The organism is Delftia sp. UME58, assembly GCF_014170385.1.
GTDB classification, from domain to species: domain Bacteria; phylum Pseudomonadota; class Gammaproteobacteria; order Burkholderiales; family Burkholderiaceae_C; genus Comamonas; species Comamonas acidovorans.
The window spans coordinates 66,189-79,641 of record NZ_LZZV01000090.1; the positions used below are offsets into that span (position 1 = coordinate 66,189).

The following is a 13,453-nucleotide window of genomic DNA, read 5'->3' on the forward strand; positions in this document are numbered from 1 at the left end:
CTGCCCCGCAATGGCTTCGTCGCGGTCAGCCGGCCGGCTTGCGCATGGCCCTGAAATCCGAGGGCGACAGGCCCGTATAGGCCTTGAAGGCGCGACTGAAATGGGCGCTGCTGCCAAAGCCGCAATCCATGGCGACCTCGGTGATGGTGCGCTGCGCCTGGGCGGGCTGCAGCAACTCGCGCATGCACAGCTCCAGGCGGCTGTGCTGTATGAAGGCCCCCAGGCTGGTCTGGCTGTCCGCAAAGGCATTGTGCAGATGACGCTTGCTGCAGTTGAGCGCGGCGGCCACGGACTCCACCGACAGGCACGGATCGCGCAGATGGGCCGCCACATGGGCGCGGATGCGGTCCTGCAGCGCCAGCTGCTGCGTGCCTGCCGTGCTCTGCCCGGCCAGCTCCTGCAGCGACAGATGGACCATGTCCACCAGCAGCTCGCCCGCGCGGCGCGCCAGATGAGGCGCCATGCCGGGCAACTCCTGGTAGGTGCTGCGCATGGTCTCCAGCGCGATGCGGGCAATGCCCGAGCTGCCGCCCACGTTGCGCCCCATCAGCCCTTCCAGCCGGATGCCCCGCTCCACGATGGCCTGGCGCGGCAGCATCACGATGAGGTGTTCGGACCATTCGGGGTTGGTGACCTCGTACTCCTGCGCCGTGTCATAGATCACCCAGCTGCCCTTGCGCACGCTGGCCTCGCGGTTGTGCTGGCGCACGCTGGCCACGCCCTCCCAGGGCGCGACGATCTTCAGATAGGGGGACTCATGGGCGCGCAGGCCCTGCATGCTGCGCATGACGCGGTGGCGGCCCGCCTCCAGCCGGGTCAGCACCACATCGCCGGCATTGGCCACGCGCACATGGCCTTCGAACAGGCGATCGCCATAGACATCGGTGTCCAGGCCCGCAAACAGGCGCGACATCCAGGCGTGCCAGGCCGACGCCGTCTCGCCGGGCGGCAGTCCGTCGGTGCTCAACACCATGGCATCGGTCATGTGCGGTTTCTCCTGCTTGCCGCACGGGTGAAGGATCTGTGTGCGGCCATGGACGTGATTATGGGAAAGTGCAGGCCCATCGCGCCCCATGGCTTTCCCCGCGGACAGCCAGGACAAGGGTAAACCCCGGAGCCTGTGCACGATCCGTCATGCGCTTTGTGCGCGCAGCGGGCTGCCTGCGCCAGCACCTGCTTCTACGATGACCGGCACGCCCGGCGGCGCCAACGCCATTGCCAATGCCAACGCCACAACCGCATACCAAGGAGACAGTCATGATCGAACAAACCATGCTCATCGCAGGCCAGGCCGCACAGGCCGGCAACGGCGCCACCTTCGAGCGCCGCAATCCGCTGGACGGATCGGTGGCCACGCGCGCCCCGGCCGCCACGCCCGAAGATGCCGTGCGCGCCGTCGAGGCCGCGCAAAAGGCCTTCCCCGCCTGGGCCGCGCTGGGTCCGACCGAACGCCGCCAGATGCTGATGAAGGCATCGCAGGCGCTGGAAGCCAAGACCGAGGCCTTTGCCGCCGCCATGGCCGCCGAGACGGGCGCATCGGGCATCTGGGCCGGCTTCAACGTGCACCTGGCCGCCAACATGTTCCTGGAGGCCGCATCGCTGACCACCCAGATCAATGGCCAGATCATTCCCTCGGACGTGCCCGGCAGCCTGGCCATGGCCGTGCGCCAGCCCGCCGGCGTGGTGCTGGGCATTGCGCCCTGGAATGCACCCGTCATCCTGGCCGTGCGCGCCATTGCGACGCCGCTGGCCTGCGGCAACACCGTGGTGCTCAAGGGCTCCGAGCTGTGCCCCGCCACGCACGGCCTGATCATCGAGGCCCTGCAGGAAGGCGGCCTGCCGCCCGGCGTGGTCAACTTCGTGACCAATGCGCCCGAAGATGCGGGCGCCGTGGTCGAAGCCATGGTGGCCCACCCGGCCGTGCGCCGCGTGAACTTCACCGGCTCCACGCGCGTGGGCCGCATCCTCGGCCAGACCTGCGCCAAGTACCTCAAGCCCGCCATCCTGGAGCTGGGCGGCAAGGCGCCCTTCGTGGTGCTGGACGATGCCGACATCGACGCCGCCGTGGCCGGCTGCACCTTCGGTGCCTTCGCCAACTCCGGCCAGATCTGCATGTCCACCGAGCGCATCATCGTGGACGAGTCCGTGGCCGGTGATTTCCTGGACAAGCTCGTGGCCCGCGCCACCTCGCTGCCGCTGGGCGATCCGCGCAAGGGCCCCGTGGTGCTGGGCTCGGTGGTGGATATGGCCACCGTGGAACGCGCCAACCGCCTGATCGACGACGCGCTGGCCAAGGGCGCAAAACTGCTGTGCGGCGGCAAGGCCACCAACACCCTGATGGCGGCCACGCTGATCGACGGCGTCACGCCCGAGATGGACATCTTCCGCGAGGAAACCTTCGCCCCCGTCAAGGCCATCGTGCGCGTGCGCGGCGAGGAGCAGGCCATCGCCATGGCCAATGACAACGAATTCGGCCTGTCCTCGTCCGTCTACACCCGCGACACCGCACGCGGCTGGCGCGTGGCCGCGCGCATCGAGGCCGGCATCTGCCACATCAACGGCCCCACCGTGCATGACGAGGCACAGATGCCCTTTGGCGGCGTGAAAAACTCGGGCTACGGCCACTTCGGCGGCCAGGCAGGCATCGATGCCTTCACCGAGACGCGCTGGATCACCATGCAGACCGCGCCCCGCCACTATCCGTTCTGATCGGCAGGACTCGCCGCCCGGCCTGCGCAGCAGCCGGGCAGCCGTGGGAAAATCGCGCCAACGCGGCCGCCGGCACGCCTTCGTCAAACACGGGCGCGCGCGGCGGTCTTTCTTTTCCCCACTGCGGCATGGGCCGCACAAGCTGCACACCATGGAAATCACAGAACAATGCGTGGTCGCTCTGACCTGGACCCTCAAGGACACCCTGGGCGAGGAACTGGACGTGCTCGACGAGCCCGTGGAGTTCCTGGTCGGCGGCGACGATCTGCTCAAGCGCATCGAGGAAGCCCTGCAGGGCCACGGCCAAGGCAAGACCCTGGACCTGCACCTGGAGCCCGAGGAAGCCTTTGGCGACTACAACGAAAGCCTGATCTTCCTGGAGCCGCGCGCCCTGTTCCCGGCCGAGCTGGAGGAAGGCATGAGCTTCGAAGCCAGCGCCCTGCCCAAGGGCTGCAGCGCCGTGCAGCCCGACCTGCTCTACACCGTCACGGAAATCTATCCCGAGCATGTGGTGCTGGACGGCAACCACCCGCTGGCCGGCATTGCGCTGCGCCTGCACCTGAAGGTCGAAGGCGTGCGCGAGGCCACCGAGGAGGAAATCGGCCGCGGCTCGGCCGGCACCGGATTCTTCCGCATCCAGCCCATGGCTCCGGGCAACGACACGCTGCACTGAAATTGCCGCGCTGAAATGGCAAAGGACTCCCTGCGGGGAGCCCTTTTGCATGGAGCGAGCCTGGTACTCAGCGAATCAGCTGGTTGTTGTCCACGCGCACGCTCTCGCCTATGCGCAGCTGCGGATTGTTCTGGTAGTCGAACACACGCGTGCTGCCGTCGTTCAACTGCACGGTGACGCGATAGACATCGCGCAGGTCGCCAGGGCCGGTGTTCTTCTCGATGGCATTGCCCGCCATGGCACCGCCCACCACGCCCGCAATGGTGGCGATGTCGCGCCCACTGCCCTTGCCCACCTGGCGGCCCAGCACCCCGCCGACCACGCCGCCCACCACGGCCCCGGCGCCTATGCCCGAGCCGCCAATGCCGCTGGGCTGTTGGATCTGCACCAGTTGCACATTGGTCACGCGCCCCTGCTGCGCATAGCCGCCGCCCGGGTAGGCCGTGCCGGGCTGGCCGCCGTTGGGATAGCCACCGCTGGGGTAGCCGCTGGTCGGATAGCCCCCGGCTGGATAGCCACCGGAAGGGTAGCCGCCACCCGGGTATCCGCCCTGCTGGGGGTAGCCCGCGCAGGCGCTGAGCAGCAGCGCGGCAATGCAGCCGGCGCCCATGGCGCTCAAGCGATGAATGGAAGGCATGAGAATCTCCTGTGTACTGTCCGTGGATCGATCAAGGGCAGCCACCGGACCGGCCAGCGACTGCATACCGCTTCAACGTCTCAGGCCGCATGCCTGCCGACCGGACAGAACACTTGCTGACAAAAATCAGCCTGCCCGCCCGGCCTCAATTGCGTGCGCGGATGCTGAGCACGTTGCCGTTGTTGCCATCGACGTAGAGCTTCACAGGGCGGCCGTCGCCGGTCTGGCCCTTGACCTGGTAGAGGCCGTCCTCCCACTCGATCTCGCGCAGGTCGCGGTAGCCCAGGACCTCCATGCGCTCGAAGATTTCGCGGATGCTCAGGCCCGGCCCCTGGAAGGCGCCGCGCACGGAGGCCACCGTGGTGGCCACGGCCTCGCCGGCCTGTACGGTCACGGAAGGCCCGCCCGTGGCGGCGGCCTGGGCCTGCACCTGGGCGAACAGCCCGGCAGTGGCGATCAGAACAATGCCCAGGCCCGTCAGGCCATGGCGTGCAGCGCGGGAAATCAGTTGTCGGATGGAAGGCATGAGGTTCTCCTTGGCATGTGAAGGTCGGCGATCGGGTCGGCGATCGGGTCGGCGATTGGGCTGGCGATGCATTTGAAAAGGCCGCATCTGCCGGCTGCTGCGCCTTCGTTTCCGGTGGATTGCGACGGCGTGCAGCCATTGTTCGATGCAGGCCATGAACGCAAGCTGAAGCAGCCGTTCATCCGAGGTTCATCCACGCTGGGCTATAAAGTTTTCCATGCCCACTCCATCCTTCTCCATTCCTCGCAGGTCCTGGATGCTGCTGGCCGCACTGCTGCTGATGGCGGCGGCCCTGGCCTCCTGGACCACGCCCTCGGACGCCGGCGACAGCGACCATGAACTCGCGCGCCAGGCCCTGCAGCAAGGCCGCGTGCTGCCGCTGCGCACCGTGCTCGACCAGGTCGAGCGCGACTACCAGGGCCAGGTCATCAAGGTCGAGTTCGAGCATGACGACGGCCGCTTCATCTACGAGATCCGGCTGCTGCAATCGGGCGGCCGCGTGGCCAAGCTCAAGATCGATGCGCGCGATGGCAAGGTGCTGAGCTTCAAGCGCAAGGACTAGACGCAGATGCGAATCCTCGTGGTGGAAGACGAGCCCACGCTCTGCGGGCAACTGGTACAGGCCTTGCAGCAGGCAGGCCATACGGTGGAGACGGCCGCGGACGGCGCAACGGCCCAGTACCTGGGCGAGGTCGAGGAATTCGACGCCGCCGTGCTGGACCTGGGCCTGCCCGTGCGCGACGGGCTCACCGTGCTGCGCGCCTGGCGTGCGCAGGGCCGGGTCATGCCGGTGATGATCCTCACGGCGCGCGGCGCCTGGCATGAGAAGGTGGCCGGCATGGATGCCGGCGCCGACGACTACCTGGCCAAGCCCTTCCACATGGAAGAGCTGATGGCCCGCCTGCGCGCCCTGCTGCGCCGGCTCAGCCCGCACGCCAGCGCCCAGTGGCAATGCGGCCCCATCGTGCTGGACTCGCGCCATGCCCGTGTGAGCGTCGCCGGCCAGCCGCTCACGCTCACCAGCCATGAATTCAAGGTGCTGGCCCTGCTGATGCAGCGCGTGGGCCAGGTGATATCGCGCACCGAACTGTCAGAACACATCTACCCGCAGGACAGCGACCGCGACTCCAACACCATCGAGGTCTTCGTCGGCCGCCTGCGCAAGAAGCTGCCGGCCGGCAGCATAGAGACCGTGCGCGGACTGGGCTACCGGCTGGTGGAAGGCGCGCCCGCGGCATGAACGCACCACAGGAAAGACAGGTATCCCGGCTTGGCGATTCGCTGCGCCTGCGCCTGCTGGCCGGCACGCTGGCCTGGGTGCTGGCGGCCGTGCTGCTGGCCGGCTGGGGGCTGCGCGGCCTGTTCCGCGACCACATCGCGCAGCAGTTGCAGGCGCAGCTGGTGCTGCAGCTCGACCAGCTCAGCGCAGCCGTCAACAGCCTGCCCGGAGGGCGCATCGAAGTCGGACTGGCCGTGGGCGATCCGCGCCTGGCGCAGCCGCTGTCGGGCCTGTACTGGCAGATCGACCAGGTGAGCGATGGCGCGGGTCCGCCCGAGAAGGCCGGCTTGCTGCGCTCTCGTTCGCTGTGGGACCAGACGCTGGACTGGCACCAGTTCCGCGCCGATGCCGGCCGCCCGGATGAGCACCACGAGGACACGGCGCTGAACACCGGCATGCTGCCCGATGGCCAGGGCCACCAGCTCGTGGCCGTGGCACGCCCCCTGCAATTGCCCGAAGCCGACGCGCCGCCGCTGCGCCTGATCGTTGCGGCCGACAGCGCCCTGCTGGCCGAGCCCATCCAGCGCTTCACCACCATGCTGATCGCCGCACTGGGCACGCTGGCGGCCGGGCTGGCGCTGGCCGTGGTGCTGCAGCTGCGCCTGGCGCTGCGGCCGCTGCAGTTGCTGCGCAAGGGCCTGTCCGACGTGCGCAAGGGGGCAACGCCACGCCTCGAAGGCCGGTTTCCGCAGGAACTGCGCCCCCTGGTGCAGGAATTCAACCATGTGCTGGATGTGAACGCCGACATGGTGCAGCGCGCGCGCACGCAGGCCGGCAACCTGGCCCATGCGGTGAACACGCCGCTGTCCATCCTCGGCAACGCCGCCGCGCAGGAAGGCGGGGCGCTGGCCGAACTGGTGCGCGAGCAGGTGGCAAGCGCCAGCCGCCAGGTGGACCACCATCTGGCACGCGCCCGCGCTGCGGCCCGCCAGGCCACGGGCCTGCGCACGCCGCTGGAGCCGCCGCTGGCCTCGCTGGTGCGCACCATGGAGCGGCTGCACGCCGGCCGCGGCATCCGCTTCGCGCTGAAGGGCGATGCGCAGCCTTGGGACTTTCTGGGCGATGGCCAGGACCTGATGGAAATCCTGGGCAACCTGCTGGACAACGCCGGCAAGTGGGCGGCCCAGGCCGTGAGCCTGGAAGTCCAGGGCCTGGAGCACGATCAGGCCGGCTGCCCCTTGCTGCTGACGGTGGACGATGACGGCCCCGGCATCGAAGACGCCGACCTTGGCCGCATCTTCGAGCGCGGCGAGCGCCTGGACGAACGCAGGCCCGGCGCAGGCCTGGGCCTGGATATCGTGCGTGACCTGGTGCAGACCTATGGCGGCAGCATCGCGGCCAGCCGCTCGCCGCTGGGCGGCCTGCGCATGCAGCTGCGCCTGCCGGGGGCAAAAAGACAGGCGTGACGGCCGGAGCGGGGCAGCAGCGGCTCAGTGCCCTCCCAGTGCCCTCTCAGTGTCCTCTCAGCGCGCGCAGCACCTGCACCAGGGTGTCTGCCTGGGGAAACAGCCAGTCGCCCAGTGCGCCAAGCGCCACGGCGGCCACCAGGGCGCCCAGCACCGGCTTCCAGCTCAGGCGCAGCGCGGCCAGCAGCCAGCCTTCGCGCTCCACCACATAGAGCGTGCGCGCCATCAGCAGCGCAAAGGCCACTTCCACCGCCACGGCCAGGAACAGGTCGGCGCCAAAGACCAGCCACAGCAGCGAGCCTGCGCCCGTGACCGCGACCAGCAGCGCCGCGAACACCAGCAGCACCGGGACCAGGACGACGGCGCCGTCGTCCAGCCCATCGATGCCAGGCACGTCAAAGCCTTGCGACGCCGAGGAAGCGGCCTCGGACATGGCACCGCCATCGTCCCAGCTGCCGCTGGAGCCACCGCCGCCATAAGAGCCGCCCTGCCCGCTGTCGAATCCGCCAGCCTCCGGCGTGCGGGCCGGTGAAGAACCACTGCCGTCGGGCGTGACATCCGGCACATCCCAGTCGCGGCGCAACATGCATTCGGCCCACAGGCGCAGCAGCAACAGGTACAGCAGATAGCCGCAGGCCAGGGCCACGCCATAGCGCAGCGCCATGCTGTGCATGCCCGCGTGCAGCAGGCCCAGGCTCAACAGCGACATGCCGGCCAGGCTCAACCCGCCCGTCAGTGCCGCATGCAGGCGCAGCCAGTGGCGCTGCTGCAGGCGACGGCGCATGCGGTCTTCCTGCGTCAGCATCACGCGCGTCCATGACGCGGATGGGCGGTGGCGCGTGCGCCGGGATGGCCTGGCCATGCGGATTCCTCCCTGGAGCGATGCCCGGGCAGCGCGGCTGCGGGCGATGATGTCTGGCGGAAAGCCTTATTGCTTGCCGGTAGAGCCGTAGCCGCCCGCGCCGCGCTCGGAAGCCGACTCGAACTCCTCGACCACATTGAAGCTGGGCTGCACCACGGGCACGATGATCAGCTGGGCCAGACGGTCCATGGGCTGCAGCGTGAAGGCCGTGGTCGAGCGGTTCCAGGCGCTGACCATGAGCTGGCCCTGGTAGTCGCTGTCGATCAGCCCGACCAGGTTGCCCAGCACGATGCCGTGCTTGTGGCCCATGCCCGAGCGCGGCAGGATCATGGCGGCGTAGCCGGGGTCCTTGAGGTACATGGCCATGCCCGTGGGCACCAGTTGCCATTGGCCGGGCTCCAGCGTCAGCGGCGCATCGATGCAGGCGCGCAGGTCCAGGCCCGCGCTTCCCGGCGTGGCGTAGGCGGGCATGTTCTCGCGCAGGCGCGCGTCAAGGATCTTGATATCAACGTTCATGGAAACAATCTGGGGAGCGCCTCACGGCAGGCTCTCTTGAAAAGCAAAGCGCGCATTGTGCCCCGCGCCGTCACCCGGACGACTTGAGCCCGCTGCGAAAGCCTTTGACGATGGCATTGATGATGGTGAGCAGCAGGATGAAGGGGCCGATGCCCGGAATCACCACGGCCAGGATCAGGCCGATCACGATGCCCAGCAACTGGCCCGGACCTATCTTGAAGACCGTCTTCTTGACAGCCTTGGCGGCGGAGGAGGCCTGGGCTTGCTGTGCCCGCGCCGCCTGCCGGCCGCGATCGGCCCTGCCACCATTTCTATCGCCGTTCCTGTCGCCATGCCTGTCGCCTGCAGTTGGCTGGCGCCCCGGCAAGGCGGGCACCGAAGCCTGCTGCGCGGCGATGCGCGCCTTCTCGGCCGCAGCCTGCACCTGCTCGCGCACGCGCTCGACCACGGACTGGGACTGCGCGCCCGGCGTGGCCACCGCATCGGTGAAATCGCTGCGTCCCTGCACCATCCAGCCGTGGGCTGCAGAGCGGTACAGGGGGCTGGCGCGCAGCAGCTCATCCACATAGCGCACATAGTCGCCGTGGCGGGGGCCTTCATAGGTGTTCTGTGACATGCGGGCCTTCGGTGGTGTCAGCGGACGGGCGGCAGGCGCCTGGCGATCTCGGCCACCAGCTGGCGCGCCAGCAGGGACTTGGAGGCGTGCGGCAGCTCCATGGTGCCAGCCTCGTCGATCAGCAGCAGGGCATTGTCATCCCGCCCAAAGGTCGCGGGGCCGATGTTGCCCACCAGCAGCGGCACCTGCTTGCGCAGGCGCTTGGCGCTGGCGTGCTGCAGCAGGTCATGGCTTTCGGCGGCAAAGCCCACGCAGTACAGCCGGCCGCTGCGTGCGGGCTCGGACTGCGCGGCTGCCGCCAGGATGTCGGGGTTCTCGACGAAGGTCAGCGTGGGCGTCTGGCCCGAGCCGTCCTTCTTGATCTTCTGGTCCGACGCCGTGGCCGGGCGCCAGTCGGCCACGGCCGCCGTGGCGATGAACACGCCAGCCTGGGGCAGTTGCTGCTGCACGGCATCGAACATCTGCTGCGCCGATTGCACGTCGATGCGCTGCACGCCGCGCGGCGTGCGCAGGTGCACGGGTCCGGCCACCAGGGTCACCTGGGCGCCCGCCTCGCGTGCGGCGCGCGCAATGGCAAAGCCCATCTTTCCGCTGGAATGGTTGGTGATGCCGCGCACGGGGTCGATGGCCTCGAAGGTCGGGCCCGCCGTGACCAGCACCTGGCGGCCCTGCAGCAGCCGGGGCGTGAAGAAGGCAGCCAGCTCCTCCATGATTTCCTCGGGCTCCAGCATGCGGCCGTCGCCCACCTCGCCACAGGCCTGGTCGCCCGTTCCCACGCCCAGCACCAGCGCACCGTCGGCCGCCACCTGCGCCAGGTTGCGCTGCGTGGCCGGGTGCGCCCACATCTCGCGGTTCATGGCAGGCGCCAGCAACAGGGGCACGCGGTCCATGGGACGCGCCAGGCACATCAGGCTCAGCAGCTCGTCGGAGCGGCCCTGCACCAGGCGTGCGATGAAGTCGGCGCTGCAGGGCGCGATCAGCATGGCGTCGGCCTCGCGACTGAGGTTGATGTGGGGCATGTTGTTGGGCTCGCGTGCGTCCCACTGCGAGCCATAGACCGGACGGCCCGACAGCGCCTGCATGGTCACCGGCGTGATGAACTGCTCTGCCGCCTCGGTCATCACCACCTGCACGGTGGCCCCGGCCTGCACCAGCAGGCGCACCAGCTGGGCAGATTTGTAACAAGCCACGCCTCCGGAGAGGCCGAGCACCAGATGTTTACCTGCGAACACTTCAGTCATGGCGCGCAATTTAGCAGAGCCGGAGCATCCGAGCAGCCCCGCGCGGCGCGGCGAATTCGGCGGCGCATCTATAATCCTGCTTTACCACCACCAATAAAAGACATGACCAAATTTGTCTTCGTCACAGGCGGTGTGGTGTCTTCCCTGGGCAAGGGAATCGCCTCAGCCTCCCTTGCTGCGATCCTCGAATCGCGCGGCCTCAAAGTCACCCTCATCAAGCTGGATCCCTACATCAACGTGGACCCGGGCACCATGTCGCCCTTCCAGCACGGTGAAGTGTTCGTGACCGATGATGGCGCCGAGACCGATCTGGACCTTGGCCACTACGAGCGTTTCATCGAAACGCGCATGAAGCAGTCCAACAACTTCACCACCGGCCGCATCTACCAGAGCGTTCTGGAAAAAGAGCGCCGCGGCGACTACCTGGGCAAGACCGTGCAGGTGATCCCGCACGTGACCAACGAAATCCAGGAGTACATCAAGCGCGGCGCCGGCCTGGGCACGCCTGACGCCGTCGATGTCGCCATCTGCGAGGTCGGCGGCACGGTGGGCGATATCGAGTCCCTGCCCTTCCTCGAAGCCGTGCGCCAGCTGGCCCTCAAGCAGGGGCCCAACAACACGGCCTTCGTGCACCTGACCTACCTGCCCTGGATTGCCACGGCGGGCGAGCTCAAGACCAAGCCCACGCAGCACACCGTGCAGAAGCTGCGCGAGATCGGCATCCAGCCCGACGCCCTGCTGTGCCGTGCGCAGCACCAGGTGCCGGAAGAGGAGAAGGAAAAGATCTCGCTGTTCACCAACGTTCCCGAGTGGGGCGTGATCTCCATGTGGGACGTGGACACCATCTACAAGGTGCCCCGCATGCTGCACGAGCAGGGCCTGGACGGCCTGATCTGCGACAAGCTGCGCCTGAACACGCCGCCCACCAACCTCAAGCGCTGGGATGACCTGGTCCACGAGACCGAGCACCCGCAGGGCGAGGTCAAGATCGCCATGGTCGGCAAGTACGTCGAGCTGTCGGACGCCTACAAGTCCGTCAACGAAGCGCTCAAGCACGCCGGCATGCAAAGCCATGTGGCAGTGAAGATCACCCACGTCGATTCCGAGACCATCAGCGACGCCAATGCGCGCGACAAGCTCTCGCAGTACGACGCCATCCTCGTGCCAGGCGGCTTCGGCTCGCGCGGCGTGGAAGGCAAGATCTCCACCGCCCGCTTCGCCCGCGAGAACAAGGTGCCCTACCTGGGCATCTGCCTGGGCATGCAGGTGGCCACCATCGAATACGCCCGCCACGTGGCCGGCCTCGAAGGCGCCAACTCCACCGAGTTCGACCCCAAGTCCGCCAACCCCGTGATCGCCCTGATCACCGAGTGGAAGGACGCCGACGGCACGGTCAAGACCCGCGACGAGAACTCCGACCTGGGCGGCACCATGCGCCTGGGCGCGCAGTCCTCCGACGTGCAGGCCGGCACGCTGGCACACAGCATCTACGGTGATGTGGTCACCGAGCGCCATCGCCACCGCTATGAAGCCAACGTCCAGTACCTGGACCAGCTGCGCGAAGCGGGCCTGGTGATCTCGGCGCTGACCCAGCGCGAGCAGCTGACCGAGATCGTCGAGCTGCCCCGGCAAGTTCACCCCTGGTACATCGGCGTGCAGTTCCACCCCGAGTTCAAGTCCACGCCGTGGAGCGGCCACCCTCTGTTCAATGCCTTCGTGAAGGCTGCGATCGAGCGCCAGAAGGCACCGCGCAAGTCCTGAGCCCCGCAACGCCGCCCACCATTTCCCAAGGAATCCCCACCATGAAACTCTGCGGCTTCGACGTCGGCCTCGACCGGCGCTTCTTTCTCATTGCAGGCCCCTGCGTCGTCGAGTCCGAACAGCTGCAGATGGACGTGGCGGGGCAGCTCAAGGAAATCACGGCGGCCCTGGGCATCCACTTCATCTTCAAGAGCAGCTACGACAAGGCCAACCGCAGCTCGGGCGCCAGCTTCCGCGGCCCGGGCATGGACAAGGGCCTGGAGATCCTGGCCAAGGTGAAGAAGGACCTGCAGGTCCCCATCCTGACCGACGTGCACACCGAGTCCGAAATCCCGGCCGTGTCCCAGGTCGTGGACGTGCTGCAGACGCCGGCCTTCCTGTGCCGCCAGACCGACTTCATCCGCGCCGTCGCCCAGTCGGGCCGGCCGGTGAACATCAAGAAGGGCCAGTTCCTGGCCCCGCATGACATGAAGAATGTCATCGACAAGGCCCGTGCGGCCGCAAGGGAAGCCGGCCTGCCCGAGGACAGCTTCATGGCCTGCGAGCGCGGCGCCAGCTTCGGCTACAACAACCTGGTCTCGGACATGCGCAGCCTGTCCATCATGCGCGAGACCGGCGCGCCCGTCGTCTTCGATGCCACCCACAGCGTGCAACTGCCCGGCGGCAACGGCACCAGCAGCGGCGGCATGCGCGAGATGGTTCCCGTGCTCTCGCGCGCGGCCGTGGCCGTGGGCGTGGCGGGCCTGTTCATGGAAACCCATCCCAACCCTCCCTGCGCTCTCAGCGACGGCCCCAACGCCGTGCCGCTCAAGCACATGAAGGCCCTGCTCGAAACCCTGGTCGCGCTCGACGACGTGACCAAGCGCAACGGCTTCCTAGAAAACGACTTTGGAGTCTGACCCATGGCCAGCGGCTACATCATCGCGTCCGTCACCGTCACCAAGTCCGAGCAGTACGAGGAATACCGCAAGTGGAGCACCGAGGCCATGCGCGTGCATGGCGCCGAAGTCTGCGTGCGCGGCGGCAAGGTCGAAGTGCTGGAAGGCGACTGGAATCCCGGCCGTACCGTGATCCTCAAGTTCCCCAGCTTCGAGGCCGCCCGGGCCTTCTACGACACGCCCGAGTACCTGCGTGCACGCGAGGCCCGCGAAGGCGCGTCCATCATGCGCATGGTCTGCGTGGAGGGCGTCTGACGGCCAGCCATCCCGGCCCGTCAAGAGCGCAGCG

The 13,453-nt window shown here is 68.0% G+C and carries 15 protein-coding genes; 8 read left to right on the forward strand and 7 right to left on the reverse strand.

Features of this window, described 5'->3' with window-relative positions; genetic code table 11:
• Positions 1-25 precede the first annotated feature (25 nt).
• On the reverse strand, positions 26-985 hold the full coding sequence (locus A9976_RS22860) for a helix-turn-helix domain-containing protein (protein WP_183020901.1): 960 nt from the start codon (positions 983-985) through the stop codon (positions 26-28).
• A gap of 272 nt (positions 986-1,257) precedes the next feature.
• Here A9976_RS22860 and A9976_RS22865 point away from each other — a divergent pair, with 272 nt between their 5' ends.
• The gene (locus A9976_RS22865; RefSeq protein WP_183020902.1) at positions 1,258-2,709 is read left to right on the forward strand and encodes an aldehyde dehydrogenase; all 1,452 of its coding nucleotides are present in this window, start codon (positions 1,258-1,260) and stop codon (positions 2,707-2,709) included.
• A gap of 151 nt (positions 2,710-2,860) precedes the next feature.
• Positions 2,861-3,382, forward strand: coding sequence for a peptidylprolyl isomerase (locus tag A9976_RS22870; protein WP_012206894.1), 522 nt, complete (start codon positions 2,861-2,863; stop codon positions 3,380-3,382).
• Between the two features lie 67 nt (positions 3,383-3,449).
• On the opposite strand, the gene A9976_RS22875 is transcribed toward A9976_RS22870, so the two are convergent.
• Both A9976_RS22875 and A9976_RS22880 read right to left on the reverse strand, forming a co-directional pair.
• The gene (locus A9976_RS22875) at positions 3,450-4,019 is read right to left on the reverse strand and encodes a glycine zipper 2TM domain-containing protein (RefSeq protein WP_183020903.1); all 570 of its coding nucleotides are present in this window, start codon (positions 4,017-4,019) and stop codon (positions 3,450-3,452) included.
• 145 nt (positions 4,020-4,164) lie between these two features.
• Positions 4,165-4,545, reverse strand: a complete 381-nt coding sequence (locus A9976_RS22880) for a PepSY domain-containing protein (protein WP_183020904.1) — start codon at positions 4,543-4,545, stop codon at positions 4,165-4,167.
• Between the two features lie 256 nt (positions 4,546-4,801).
• On the opposite strand from A9976_RS22880, the gene A9976_RS22885 reads away from it, so the two are divergent.
• From A9976_RS22885 to A9976_RS22895, 3 genes are read left to right on the forward strand one after another with little or no spacing between them, the layout of a single operon-like run.
• Complete coding sequence (locus A9976_RS22885; protein WP_012206897.1) at positions 4,802-5,107, forward strand: PepSY domain-containing protein; 306 nt, start codon at positions 4,802-4,804, stop codon at positions 5,105-5,107.
• Positions 5,108-5,113: 6 nt separating this feature from the next.
• The gene (locus A9976_RS22890) at positions 5,114-5,785 is read left to right on the forward strand and encodes a response regulator transcription factor (RefSeq protein ID WP_012206898.1); all 672 of its coding nucleotides are present in this window, start codon (positions 5,114-5,116) and stop codon (positions 5,783-5,785) included.
• Complete coding sequence (locus A9976_RS22895; protein WP_183020905.1) at positions 5,782-7,230, forward strand: sensor histidine kinase; 1,449 nt, start codon at positions 5,782-5,784, stop codon at positions 7,228-7,230. The genes A9976_RS22890 and A9976_RS22895 overlap by 4 nt, the downstream gene beginning before the upstream one ends.
• 46 nt (positions 7,231-7,276) lie before the next feature.
• On the opposite strand, the gene A9976_RS22900 is transcribed toward A9976_RS22895, so the two are convergent.
• From A9976_RS22900 to coaBC, 4 genes are all read right to left on the reverse strand, one after another.
• Positions 7,277-8,092: a hypothetical protein gene (locus A9976_RS22900; RefSeq protein ID WP_183020906.1), complete on the reverse strand. Its 816-nt coding sequence runs from the start codon at positions 8,090-8,092 to the stop codon at positions 7,277-7,279.
• Between the two features lie 66 nt (positions 8,093-8,158).
• The gene (gene dut / locus A9976_RS22905) at positions 8,159-8,608 is read right to left on the reverse strand and encodes a dUTP diphosphatase (protein ID WP_034396440.1); all 450 of its coding nucleotides are present in this window, start codon (positions 8,606-8,608) and stop codon (positions 8,159-8,161) included.
• A 70-nt stretch (positions 8,609-8,678) separates the two neighbouring features.
• The gene (locus tag A9976_RS22910; RefSeq protein WP_183020907.1) at positions 8,679-9,224 is read right to left on the reverse strand and encodes a hypothetical protein; all 546 of its coding nucleotides are present in this window, start codon (positions 9,222-9,224) and stop codon (positions 8,679-8,681) included.
• A gap of 17 nt (positions 9,225-9,241) precedes the next feature.
• Positions 9,242-10,465, reverse strand: coding sequence for a bifunctional phosphopantothenoylcysteine decarboxylase/phosphopantothenate--cysteine ligase CoaBC (coaBC, locus tag A9976_RS22915; RefSeq protein WP_183020908.1), 1,224 nt, complete (start codon positions 10,463-10,465; stop codon positions 9,242-9,244).
• Between the two features lie 102 nt (positions 10,466-10,567).
• Between coaBC and A9976_RS22920 the strand changes: the two genes are divergently transcribed.
• The 3 genes from A9976_RS22920 to A9976_RS22930 are packed head-to-tail and all read left to right on the forward strand — an operon-like array spanning position 10,568 to position 13,419.
• Positions 10,568-12,226 (forward strand): CTP synthase, encoded by a 1,659-nt coding sequence (locus A9976_RS22920; protein WP_183020909.1) that lies wholly within the window; start codon positions 10,568-10,570, stop codon positions 12,224-12,226.
• Between the two features lie 41 nt (positions 12,227-12,267).
• Complete coding sequence (gene kdsA / locus A9976_RS22925) at positions 12,268-13,125, forward strand: 3-deoxy-8-phosphooctulonate synthase (protein WP_183020910.1); 858 nt, start codon at positions 12,268-12,270, stop codon at positions 13,123-13,125.
• Positions 13,126-13,128: 3 nt separating this feature from the next.
• Positions 13,129-13,419 carry a DUF1330 domain-containing protein gene (locus tag A9976_RS22930; protein ID WP_183020911.1) on the forward strand — a complete coding sequence of 97 codons (291 nt, stop codon included), beginning with the start codon at positions 13,129-13,131 and terminating at the stop codon, positions 13,417-13,419.
• The last annotated feature ends 34 nt before the right edge of the window (positions 13,420-13,453 follow it).

Bases quoted from the DNA above. Each gene is read 5' to 3' on its own strand.
- kdsA (WP_183020910.1), top strand. From the start codon at position 12,268: ATGAAACTCTGCGGCTTCGACGTCGGCCTCGACCGGCGCTTCTTTCTC.
- A9976_RS22910 (WP_183020907.1), bottom strand. From the start codon at position 9,224: ATGTCACAGAACACCTATGAAGGCCCCCGCCACGGCGACTATGTGCGC.
- A9976_RS22865 (WP_183020902.1), top strand. From the start codon at position 1,258: ATGATCGAACAAACCATGCTCATCGCAGGCCAGGCCGCACAGGCCGGC.
- A9976_RS22885 (WP_012206897.1), top strand. From the start codon at position 4,802: ATGCTGCTGGCCGCACTGCTGCTGATGGCGGCGGCCCTGGCCTCCTGG.
- A9976_RS22895 (WP_183020905.1), top strand. From the start codon at position 5,782: ATGAACGCACCACAGGAAAGACAGGTATCCCGGCTTGGCGATTCGCTG.
- A9976_RS22875 (WP_183020903.1), bottom strand. From the start codon at position 4,019: ATGCCTTCCATTCATCGCTTGAGCGCCATGGGCGCCGGCTGCATTGCC.
- A9976_RS22880 (WP_183020904.1), bottom strand. From the start codon at position 4,545: ATGCCTTCCATCCGACAACTGATTTCCCGCGCTGCACGCCATGGCCTG.
- A9976_RS22930 (WP_183020911.1), top strand. From the start codon at position 13,129: ATGGCCAGCGGCTACATCATCGCGTCCGTCACCGTCACCAAGTCCGAG.
- A9976_RS22870 (WP_012206894.1), top strand. From the start codon at position 2,861: ATGGAAATCACAGAACAATGCGTGGTCGCTCTGACCTGGACCCTCAAG.
- dut (WP_034396440.1), bottom strand. From the start codon at position 8,608: ATGAACGTTGATATCAAGATCCTTGACGCGCGCCTGCGCGAGAACATG.
- A9976_RS22860 (WP_183020901.1), bottom strand. From the start codon at position 985: ATGACCGATGCCATGGTGTTGAGCACCGACGGACTGCCGCCCGGCGAG.
- coaBC (WP_183020908.1), bottom strand. From the start codon at position 10,465: ATGACTGAAGTGTTCGCAGGTAAACATCTGGTGCTCGGCCTCTCCGGA.
- A9976_RS22920 (WP_183020909.1), top strand. From the start codon at position 10,568: ATGACCAAATTTGTCTTCGTCACAGGCGGTGTGGTGTCTTCCCTGGGC.
- A9976_RS22890 (WP_012206898.1), top strand. From the start codon at position 5,114: ATGCGAATCCTCGTGGTGGAAGACGAGCCCACGCTCTGCGGGCAACTG.
- A9976_RS22900 (WP_183020906.1), bottom strand. From the start codon at position 8,092: ATGGCCAGGCCATCCCGGCGCACGCGCCACCGCCCATCCGCGTCATGG.